The sequence below is a fragment of the Vibrio sp. D417a genome (assembly GCF_030248595.1).
Classification (GTDB): Bacteria; Pseudomonadota; Gammaproteobacteria; order Enterobacterales; family Vibrionaceae; genus Vibrio; species Vibrio alginolyticus.
In genome coordinates this window covers 1-10,732 of record NZ_JAHGAM010000019.1, presented here as the reverse complement: position 1 = coordinate 10,732, position 10,732 = coordinate 1, and the positions used below count along the sequence as shown (strand labels likewise).

Genomic DNA, 10,732 nt, shown 5'->3' with positions numbered 1-10,732 from the left:
TATCCAAAATTAATAATGAGTAAATGAACGTCATGGAATATAAAGGTATCATTTTAGCGGGAGGCAGTGGCTCTCGCTTACACCCAATTACACTAGGTACTTCTAAACAGTTACTGCCTATTTATGATAAGCCAATGATCTATTACCCTCTTTCAGTATTAATGTTAGCTGGGATAAAAGATATTTTAATAATCTCTACACCTGAGGATTTACCTAACTTTGAAAGAATGTTAGGAGATGGAAGTCGCTATGGCATATCGTTGAAGTATGCTGAGCAACCATCGCCAGACGGCTTAGCGCAGGCATTTATCATTGGTGAAGAATTCATTGGAAACTCTAACGTTGCGCTGTGTTTAGGGGACAATATCTTCTACGGGCAACACTTTAGTAACAAGCTATTGGCGGCAGCGAAGAAGGGTAAAGGAGCAACCGTATTTGGCTACCACGTTTCTGACCCTGAACGTTTCGGGGTCGTAGAGTTCGATAAAGAAGGAAAGGCTCTTAGTATCGAAGAGAAACCAAAAGCGCCAAAATCGAATTATGCGGTAACAGGTTTATACTTTTACGATAACGACGTAATCAATATTGCCAAATCAATATCTCCATCTCCTCGTGGTGAGTTAGAGATTACCGATGTTAACAATGCATACTTACAGCGTGGTGACTTAGGAGTAGAACTATTAGGTCGAGGGTTTGCTTGGCTAGATACTGGGACCCATGATTCTCTGTTAGAAGCTGGGACGTTTGTACAAACGGTTGAGCATCGCCAAGGCTTAAAAATTGCCTGCTTAGAGGAAATTGCTTTTAACAATGGTTGGTTATCAGAAGAGCTTTTATCTGTTCAAGCTGATGCATTAGCTAAAACAGGTTATGGCCAATACCTCATGCAGATACTCAGTGAAAGCAAGAAAGCCATCTGAAGTGGAGCTTAAGATGAAAGTTGTTAATACAAATATCATAGATGTAAAGATTATCGAGCCTCGAGTTTTTGGCGATGAACGTGGCTTCTTTCTAGAAACGTTTCAACAAGAACGTTATCAGAGCATGTTAGATATTGATTTCGAATTTGTGCAAGATAACCACTCTCGCTCAGTGAAAGGTGTTTTGCGTGGTTTGCATTTTCAAAAATCGAAACCTCAAGGAAAATTGGTAAGAGTTGTACGGGGTAGAGTATTTGATGTGGCTGTAGATATTCGACCTGATTCACCAACCTTCGGACAGTGGGCTGGCGTTGAGTTGTCTGAAGAGAATAAGTGCCAATTTTGGGTACCTCCTGGTTTAGCTCATGGCTTTTTAGTTCTCTCTGACACAGCAGATTTTGAATACAAGTGTACGGATTACTACGACCCAACCGATGAAGGATCATTGATTTGGAATGATGTCGATGTTGCTATTGAATGGCCGCAGATTGATGTAGAAATCCAATTATCAGACAAGGATAAAAACGCATCTACATTAAAAGATTTATTTAAATAGGTAATATATGAAAAGTGTACTGGTAACAGGCTCAAAAGGGTTTCTTGGTAAAACATTGATATCCGAGCTCAAGCGTGACGGTAAAGTGAACGTATTAGAATTTGATAGAAGTTCGTCTTTAGATTCATTGAGTGATGCTTTAGAGCAAGCCGACTTTATTGCGCACTTTGCCGGAGAAGTTCGCCCTAGTTGTTCTGATGAGGAGTTTGTTACCAGTAATGCTGGCTTGACAGAGTTACTGATTGAAAGGTTGGAAAAGTCAAAAAAGAAAACTCCTATTTTATTTACGTCTACAATCCATGCTATTAATCCTAAGAATGCATATGGTGAAAGTAAAAAAGCTGCAGAACTTGTTTTAGCGGAGTACGCCCAGCGCAATGAAGCGTTAGTTTGGTTATATCGTCTACCACACGTCTTCGGTCCAGGCTGCAAGCCCAACTATAATTCAGTGATCTCCACTTGGATTTACAATAGCATTCATGATCTAGAAATTAATGTATTTGACAGAAGCATTGTCATGAATTATTGCTACGCGCCGGATTTAGCAGAAGAATTTTCAGCATTGGTTGGTACAGAAGCTGAACGTGCTGGTATTGAAAATATGCAACCTAGCAAAGTATACCCAACAACGTTAGGTGACGTAGTTGATTCACTTAGCGCTATTAAAAATGGTTGTTTTGATGCCACTGATGAGTTCGGTCAACATTTGTTGACAACTTACAATAGCTATCTCCCAAACGGTAAAAGGCTTTGATATGAAAATTCTAGTTACTGGTGCAAAAGGACAATTAGGTTGTTCTATACAAAGCATCAGCAACCGTTATGATGCATCTCTAATGCTAACAGACTCTGAACAGTTGGATATTACTTGCTTGGAGTCTGTTAGAAAAGTTATTGAGCAGTCTAAACCTGATGTTATCGTAAATGCGGCTGCCTATACTGCAGTAGATAAGGCTGAAGAAGAAGAAACGCTTGCGACAAAAGTTAATGCAGATGGGCCGTATAATTTAGCTATCATAGCTGCTAAGTACGACATTCCTCTTATTCATGTTTCAACGGATTATGTTTTTGATGGCTCAGAAACTAAACCATACCTCCCGGATGCCCATACTAATCCACAAGGTATATATGGAAAGACCAAGTTAATGGGGGAGCAGGCTGTCAGAAGTAACCTCAGTAAACATGTTATTATTCGTACTGCTTGGGTCTTCAGCGAATATGGTAACAACTTCGTCAAAACAATCCTAAGTCTATCGAAGCGCCATGAAGAAATAAGCATTATTGCAGATCAGTATGGAAGTCCTACATATGCTGGAGACCTGGCAGAATGTATATTGGAAATTGCTATGAGAATTAATAGTAAAGATGATATACGTTGGGGGACTTATCATTACTGTGGTGATATGGCAACAAGTTGGCATGGCTTCGCTAGGGCTATCGTTGCTGACGCACTAGAGTATGGATTTATCAGACAGGCTCCGGCTATCCATGCGATTAAGAGTTCCGACTATACGTTTAAAACGCCACGTCCAGAGTACTCTATACTTGATTGCGATTCGACAGAGGTTTATTGGGACGTTAAGCAAAGTAGATGGCGGGACCGCTTAGCAAAAATAATTGAAAAGTTAGCTGTCCAATAAACATTTCTTTTATTTTGATAAATTGACAAGAATGCAGTGTAAAGACGCTGCATTTTGCTTTTAATAAAGTAATAATTTTATGACTACCAAAATATTGCTCGTAGATATCTGTGATACATTATATCCAGTAAATACGACAGTTGATTTTATTAATTATATTATCAATAAAAAGGGAGCCAAGCCATCTTTGATTCATAAAAACAAAATAGTTAAGATTTCTAATGCCATATTGTATAAAGTCTTTGATATCGATTTAGTTCGAGTCGCTCTAGTAAGGCAACTGAAAGGCATGACCAAAGTAGAGCTAAACTCACTGGCAAGAGAGTATATTGAACAGCTGCCACTTAACAACAAAATTGACAGTTTTATAAAATCATATGTCAATCAAGGTTATGAGGTTCAATTTCATTCCGCTTCGCTGGAGCCTATTGTATCGGCTGTTAATGATAAATTTAATGGCTCTGGCTTTTCATCAACAACTTTGCAATTCGATCGTTTCGAAGTATTTAATGGCAGAATTCTTTTCGATAACCTAGGTAGAAAGAAACAAGTTATTAAAGAGATAGCCCAACAATACCATGAAGTTGTTTTTGTGACTGATAATAAAAGTGATAGTGATTGCATAGAATTATGTGATGAATTTTTTGCTGTTATTCCAAAAGGGAAATCCTCAGATTTTTGGAAAACAAAAGGTGTCAAAATTGTTAGACTATAAGTTTTTTTATACTCCATTCTTGTATTCCATTCATACTCGATTTAAAAGTATCGAGAAGCTCGTTTCTTGGGTTTTGATCTATATCGTACCGGTTCTATTATTGATTTTGATGCCAAATGGCTTTGAATCAGAACTTGTGTTTCTATCTTTTATATATCTGACCGGTGTCTATGCTGCTTATGAGATGGGATATATATGGAATGATGCTGAAACGATTAAGAATGAGAAAAAACCTACGTTAAGGTTGAGTAGGGAGGAGCTTCGCTTCTACGAAGAGAGTAAATACTCGATCTATTTTGGAAGAATTTTGTTAATCACTGTATTAGGGGGAGGTATATATTTCTTTAATAAAGAAATATCAATGTACTACCTTGCGAATATTGTAATTATCTTGGCATTATATGCGGTATACAATAATGTCCGCAGTTTAGCTAACTTGCCTTTACACTTTATGTTAGTGCTTTCTCGTTATGTGTTACCTATTATTGTTTTATCACAGGCATCTTGGGCTTCAGCTGCGTGGCTAATCTTAGTCTTCCCATTAATTAACTTGATCGAGCGATGTTCTGAAAAAAGATTTAATTTAGAGTTCTTTTCTAAGTTTTATCTTGCTAATAAAGGACGAGGCCGATATGTTTATTATTTTATTGTCAGTGTTCTATGTGTTTTATTTAGCGCGCCAACTTATATATCTATTGTAGTATTGTATATGTTACTTTATAGGTTGTTGTCTTTTGAAGTGCTCGCTTTTGTGAGAAAATGATAAATAAGAATACAGCTTTAGTTTCAAATTTTGTGATAACTAAAGCTGTATGTATTTTTACCGAAGCTTGTAAGAGTAGACTTTACTTAATAGATGAGCTGGTATTAATCTAGATAAGGCTCTTACTGAAAAGTAAACAGCGGTTTTGGGACCCTTCGCGAGCTTTAAATTATACATTTTTCGCATCATTCTTAGTTCGCTTAACGCATAGGACCAACCACGACGTCGCTCTAGCATACCATTTCCCACGCGAGCACTAACAAGTACTTCCGAAATGTTACTGATTTTGTAGCCATTTGCCTGTAATCTCAACCATAAATAGTAATCTTCCATGTACAAATGGTGTTGGTAATTACCAACTGCTACGATTGCCTGCTTACGAAAGATAGTAGACATATGGTTTAATGGATTTCTCTTGAGACTGTACTCTAAAACACTATCTGAGTGAGGCACTTTTTTTACTCTGCTCGGTTCATTAGGGTCAGTTTCAAACTCGTTAATGTCACTGCTTGCAGCAAAAACATCGATATTGGAATCCATATAAGCAACTTGTTTTTCAAAGCGATCAATATGGTTAATGTCATCAGTATCTACACGTGCTACGAGGTCATATCTACAAGCTTCCAATCCCTTGTTTAGTGCCTCTCCTAGGCCAACGTTTTTCTCAAGTTTTACTTGTTTTAGAGGAAGTATTTTTTCCCACTTTTCTAATACTTGATACAAAGCTGGCGTTAGGGGGCCGTCGTGAACAACAACAATTTCGTTAGCTTCCAAAGTTTGCCACTCTAGACTCTCAAAGCATTGTTCTAAATAACTAGGTTGCTCTTTGTGGTACAAAGAGCAAAGAACGGAAAATTTTGATGTCATTGTTAACGCCCCATACCAAATAGCACCGTTTTGACTGTAAGGAAAAGAATCTTTACTTCCATCATCCAGTTTTGGTGTTTGATGTAATAGACATCGTATTTATGCTTCCAAATAGCATCTTCTACCGATGCACCGTAGGGGTATTTTACTTGAGCTAGGCCAGTGACCCCAGGTTTAACGGCGTGACGAAAGCGATAGTAAGGAATGGCTTTTTCCAACTCAGAGATGAACACTTCACGTTCTGGGCGAGGGCCAACCATCGACATCTCTCCCTTTAGTACGTTGATTAACTGAGGGAGCTCATCAATGCGAGTTTTACGAATAAAACAGCCGACTTTCGTTACGCGCGCGTCATTTTTTGTTGCCCATTGGGCTCCGTTCTTTTCTGCATCGTTCCGCATAGAGCGAAACTTAATCACTTCAAACTCTTCATTATACTGACCGGTACGACGCTGTTTAAAGAATACCGGACCTGGCGATTCAAGCTTAATGAGTAGTGCCGTAATAAGCCCTACTGGAATAGCAACCCATGACAGCATGAAAACAAACAACAGATCGATGAAGCGTTTTTGCCAGCTGTTCTTACGATTAGAAAGGATAGAAAAAGCTTTTTGGTGTAAGAAGTAGCCGCTGTGCAAAAGCTCAGTTTCAGTATATCCGAGTGAACGGTCAAAATAGCTCACTAATGGCTCAACCCAAGCACCTAGCTCTGTCGCCGCGACAAGAAACGCTTGCTGTTCAGGATCTAGATGCGAGCTTTTGAAGTGGCAAAGCGTTTTGCTCTTGAAGTCTCTAAGAGAATAGTTATTAACCTGAGCGTTAATCTCAGGATGCCTCTTAAGTACTTGAGCAATTTTTGCTTCGTCTTCTTTTGGACAGTAGATATAAAGGCAAGCATTTGATTCACTTGCGGATAACTCGTCCAATGCTGATGTTATGCTGATAGAATTATGCTTAGTTAATTCAGAAGCTTCTCGTTCTTGAAGCGTGTCGCTCATACTGTCTGTCATAGGAATGGAATAAGTTGTTATCGACTAGCCAATTGCTTACAAGTCGGCGATTATAATTTATTTCGTATAGAAATTATATCCCTGAATCCAGAACATGCTCATAACTTTGTTAATTTTCTTGAACCTGAGTCCTTGTTCATGACTTGTTTTTGAATCTTAACGTAATTATATCAATGAATTCGAAAAACTATGTTTGCGATATATTATATTGTCTCGAAATTAAATGATTGTTCATTTCACTATATAACGCAGTTATATCCGAGGGTTATCAGTTGTTGATAAAGCGATCTTTTCGAATCTTCCTCACCATGTATAAGGTGAACCTCTTTAGGAGGAGTAGGAATGGCAGTTACAAATTGTAGTAAGTCGTTCATATCTGCATGAGCAGAATAGCCAGACATCGTATGTATTTGAGCTTTCACTTTAATTTTCTTTCCTTCGATATCAACCTCACTCGCACCCTCTTGAATTTCTCTCCCTAGCGTTCCCTCTGCTTGATAGCCAGCAAACAGCACATCATTACGACTATCTGGTAACAACGCATTGAGGTAATTCACCACTCGACCACCTTCACACATCCCAGAAGCCGCAACCACAATAGCTGGCTCAGACGTGCTCGCCAGACGATTCACCAGTCTCATGTGTTCAGCATGAGTCTCAATCGTAATACATTGTTCAAACCCGAGAGGATGACGATGTTGCTCCAAACGCCTTTTTGCTTCTTTACCCCAAAGCTTTTTAAAGCGCCGATAAGTCTTTGTCACCTTTCTTGCTAAAGGCGAATCAAGAATAATCGGTAGGGCTCCATGTAAAGACTCCTGGTACAAAAGCTGTTCAATATCGAATAACAGTTCTTGTGTTCTACCTACACTAAAAGCAGGAATAACAATCACACCACCATCTTCCAGTGCATGTTCGACAATAGAAAGCAGCCGAGCACTTCTACTTTTCACACTTTCATGGTGCTTATCACCATAGGTCGATTCAATAAACAAATAGTCCGCTTTTTCTGGCGGCTTAGGATCAGGGAGTAAAGGCGTATCACTTGGGCCGAGATCGCCAGAGAATACAACTACGTCATTATTTGAGAGTTTAAATTCCAAATAGGCAGAGCCTAAAATATGGCCTGCAGGTTGAAAGCGTAAATAAGCCAACCCCTTAAGAGGAAGCCATGTGTTGTACTGGCACGGCACCAATCGCTGCTTAATTAGATTTAAGATGTGCTGCCGTTGATGCTTGCCTAAACCCAGTTGTAGCTTTAATCCATCCTCTAGCATAAGAGGGACCAACTCAGCAGTAGCTTGTGTGCAGTAGATTTTACCTTTAAAACCCGCAGCGAGTAACCACGGTAATCGGCCTATGTGGTCAATATGAGCATGAGTCAGCACCAGTGCTTTTACCTTGGCTAAGGAAAACTCTATCGCCATCGAACGGTCATGACGGCCGACCAATGCATCTTTACCCTGAAATAGCCCACAATCGATCAAAATGCTCCCGTGCTCGAGTTGCAGTTCGTGACAAGAGCCTGTCACCGTATTCTTCCCACCATGATGAAGTACTTTCATAACGATCTCCTTTTCATGAGCATCAATGTAATGAATTCAAGAAAGAAGAGGGAGAGGCAACCAGCCAGATAAACACAAAAGTAGGAGTCAAAATGCTAGGAGAGTGTCAAATGGTGTTTTTAGTTGCACTAAATTGTGATGCATATTCCACATAGTCAACTTTTTGCATTTTGTAATAAATAAAAATGAATAAATGCGTATTATAAAACGCGTTTTAGGTAGGCAGAATTTACGATTTTCTGGTTAAACTGACAGTTTGCATTTTGGCCAGTTGTCATAAGAAAGCCATTTTTTTGTCAGTGTTGTGCTTTTCGTTGCAACCTGTTTGCTATACAATCCTTTGCCTTGAGCACAAATGATAAAAAAACAAATGCATTGCCTTTAGGAGCCAGACCTAAGGGCGGTAGCGTGCCAAAAAGCAAAAAAAAGTTCTCCGAGTGACATAAAAATGTCGCCAAACAATAAATACAATTAAGCACACTGTTGCATTTCTGGCAAGGTCGGCTTTTATAAAAAGTGCGCTTAAACAAATAATTAACTAAATGTCCCATAACGTCAGAGGGACAATTCAAAGCTGCGATGGCAGTTTTTGAGTGATAATTGGCTAGGCATAAGGTTTCTCCCTTCTATATACCATTCATGTATCTAGTTCCGTAGCGCGTTCTCGTTGCACATATACTCATGTGCCATATCAACGTGTCTACGGCATGCCTAAAACATCTATATTCGCTATTCGAATACAAATCACTCTAACAAGTATTAAGAATTTTTAAGGGTGCCTTGAGCGTCCTTAGTCTATCTACGCCTTTGGTTATCTTAACTAACCATACCCAAAGGCGTTATAAAATCTAAACTTGCTAGGAACTAAAAATGAACTTTTCATTAGAAAACGCCAGAGTTGGCATCATTGGCTTAGGTTACGTTGGGCTGCCACTTGCAGTGGAATTCGGCAAAAAATCACCAACGATCGGCTTCGATATCAATCAAGCCCGTATAGATGAACTCTCTGCCGGACGTGATAGCACATTAGAATGCAGCGATAATGAATTAGCAGAAGCAAAATACCTTTCTTACACTTCCTCTCTTCAAGAACTTAAAGAATGCAATGTTTACATTGTTACTGTTCCTACCCCAATTGACGAACACAAACAACCGGATTTAACCCCTCTTATTAAAGCTTCAGAAGCATTGGGTACAGTAGTCAATCAGGGTGATATCATCGTTTATGAATCAACCGTATACCCAGGTGCAACAGAAGAAGATTGCATTCCGGTTGTTGAGCGTGTTTCTGGCCTTAAGTTTAACCAAGACTTTTTCGCAGGCTACTCTCCAGAGCGAATCAACCCAGGTGATAAAGAACACCGAGTTACGAACATTCTTAAAGTAACAAGTGGCTCAACGCCAGAAGTGGCAGAGTTCGTCGACCAGCTATACAAAACCATCATCACTGCAGGTACACACAAAGCGTCATCTATAAAAGTGGCCGAAGCTGCAAAAGTCATTGAAAACACACAGCGTGATGTAAACATTGCATTAATCAACGAGCTATCAATCATCTTCAACAAGCTTGGTATCGATACGCTAGAAGTATTAGAAGCGGCAGGCACCAAATGGAACTTCTTACCATTCCGTCCAGGCTTGGTAGGCGGTCACTGTATTGGTGTTGATCCGTACTACCTAACGCATAAAGCGCAAGCAGTAGGCTACCATCCTGAAATGATTTTGGCTGGCCGACGCCTAAACGATGGTATGGGGCAATACGTTGTTTCTCAGCTGGTGAAAAAAATGCTGAAAAAACGTATTCACGTAGAAGGCGCAAACGTACTTGTTATGGGCCTAACATTTAAAGAAAACTGCCCAGACCTACGCAATACCAAAGTGGTGGATATTATCTCTGAGCTAAAAGAGTACAACATCAACGTCGATGTTATGGACCCTTGGTGTTCAAATGATGAAGCGCAGCATGAATATGGCTTAACACTTTGCGAAAAAGAAAAGCAAGGTCATTACGACGCGATCATCATGGCGGTATCTCATAACGAATTTAAAGAAATGGGTGTCGAGAAAATTCGTACTTTGGGTAAACCAGAACATGTATTGTACGACCTGAAATACGTTCTAGATAAAGAAAGCGTAGATATGCGTTTGTAAGGAAGGTCCTAGGGCCTAGAAGTTATAACCTCAGAGCCGAGCCATGAAATTCGAGCAATTAGACGTTTGGAAGCGTTCATCACGTTTGGCGAGTAACGTCTATAAACTCATGCGAGATTGCCAAGATTATGGCTTTAAAGATCAAATAACGCGATCAGCTTTATCTGTTCCCTCTAATATCGCAGAAGGTCTTGAAAGAGAAACTGCGAAAGAAGAATCAAGATTTCTCTATTACGCAAAAGGCTCGTTAGGTGAACTCCTTACGCAAACCTATATTGGCATCGATATAGGTTACATCGATAAAGAAAGTGGCTTATTCATTGTTGCAGAATGCAAAGAGATAGCAGCAATGATCGCCGCTTTGATTAAAATCCGGAAAGGTTTTGTTAGGGAAGAAAAGGGAGATTATGTTTCCTAGACCCTAGACCCTAGACCCTAGACCCTAGACCCTAGACCCTAGACCCTAGACCTTCCCCACACGGAAAAACACAATGACCAAATACGAACAAATCCAACAAGAACTAGTTGAATCACCAAAGACGTGG

At 39.6% G+C, this 10,732-nt stretch carries 11 protein-coding genes; 8 read left to right on the top strand and 3 right to left on the bottom strand.

Translation table 11 applies throughout. The annotated features are described in order from the left end of the window. Positions 1–32: 32 nt before the first annotated feature. The 6 genes from rfbA to KI742_RS17880 all read left to right on the top strand — a co-directional run bounded on the left by rfbA (position 33) and on the right by KI742_RS17880 (position 4,594). Positions 33–920, top strand: coding sequence for a glucose-1-phosphate thymidylyltransferase RfbA (rfbA, locus tag KI742_RS17905; protein WP_285385090.1), 888 nt, complete (start codon positions 33–35; stop codon positions 918–920). Between the two features lie 13 nt (positions 921–933). Continuing rightward, positions 934–1,476, top strand: coding sequence for a dTDP-4-dehydrorhamnose 3,5-epimerase (gene rfbC / locus KI742_RS17900; RefSeq protein WP_285385091.1), 543 nt, complete (start codon positions 934–936; stop codon positions 1,474–1,476). Positions 1,477–1,483: 7 nt separating this feature from the next. Beyond that, the gene (locus KI742_RS17895; RefSeq protein ID WP_285385093.1) at positions 1,484–2,230 is read left to right on the top strand and encodes an NAD-dependent epimerase/dehydratase family protein; all 747 of its coding nucleotides are present in this window, start codon (positions 1,484–1,486) and stop codon (positions 2,228–2,230) included. A 1-nt stretch (position 2,231) separates the two neighbouring features. Continuing rightward, a complete protein-coding gene (gene rfbD, locus KI742_RS17890) occupies positions 2,232–3,116 on the top strand; it encodes a dTDP-4-dehydrorhamnose reductase (protein WP_285385094.1) in 885 nt (294 codons plus the stop codon). Between the two features lie 79 nt (positions 3,117–3,195). Next, on the top strand, positions 3,196–3,831 hold the full coding sequence (locus tag KI742_RS17885; protein ID WP_285385095.1) for a hypothetical protein: 636 nt from the start codon (positions 3,196–3,198) through the stop codon (positions 3,829–3,831). Then, positions 3,818–4,594, top strand: coding sequence for a hypothetical protein (locus KI742_RS17880; protein WP_285385096.1), 777 nt, complete (start codon positions 3,818–3,820; stop codon positions 4,592–4,594). The genes KI742_RS17885 and KI742_RS17880 overlap by 14 nt, the downstream gene beginning before the upstream one ends. 57 nt (positions 4,595–4,651) lie before the next feature. Here the strand turns inward: KI742_RS17880 and KI742_RS17875 are convergent, their stop codons facing one another. The 3 genes from KI742_RS17875 to KI742_RS17865 form a co-directional block, all read right to left on the bottom strand. Next, on the bottom strand, positions 4,652–5,461 hold the full coding sequence (locus KI742_RS17875) for a glycosyltransferase (RefSeq protein ID WP_285385098.1): 810 nt from the start codon (positions 5,459–5,461) through the stop codon (positions 4,652–4,654). Between the two features lie 2 nt (positions 5,462–5,463). Further along, positions 5,464–6,471, bottom strand: a complete 1,008-nt coding sequence (locus KI742_RS17870; RefSeq protein WP_017820724.1) for a sugar transferase — start codon at positions 6,469–6,471, stop codon at positions 5,464–5,466. A gap of 239 nt (positions 6,472–6,710) precedes the next feature. After that, positions 6,711–8,036 carry an MBL fold metallo-hydrolase gene (locus KI742_RS17865; protein ID WP_285385099.1) on the bottom strand — a complete coding sequence of 442 codons (1,326 nt, stop codon included), beginning with the start codon at positions 8,034–8,036 and terminating at the stop codon, positions 6,711–6,713. Positions 8,037–8,906: 870 nt separating this feature from the next. Between KI742_RS17865 and tviB the strand changes: the two genes are divergently transcribed. Both tviB and KI742_RS17855 read left to right on the top strand, forming a co-directional pair. Further along, positions 8,907–10,187 carry a Vi polysaccharide biosynthesis UDP-N-acetylglucosamine C-6 dehydrogenase TviB gene (gene tviB / locus KI742_RS17860; RefSeq protein WP_154204889.1) on the top strand — a complete coding sequence of 427 codons (1,281 nt, stop codon included), beginning with the start codon at positions 8,907–8,909 and terminating at the stop codon, positions 10,185–10,187. A gap of 43 nt (positions 10,188–10,230) precedes the next feature. Further along, positions 10,231–10,605 (top strand): four helix bundle protein, encoded by a 375-nt coding sequence (locus KI742_RS17855; RefSeq protein ID WP_047009463.1) that lies wholly within the window; start codon positions 10,231–10,233, stop codon positions 10,603–10,605. Positions 10,606–10,732: the final 127 nt, after the last annotated feature.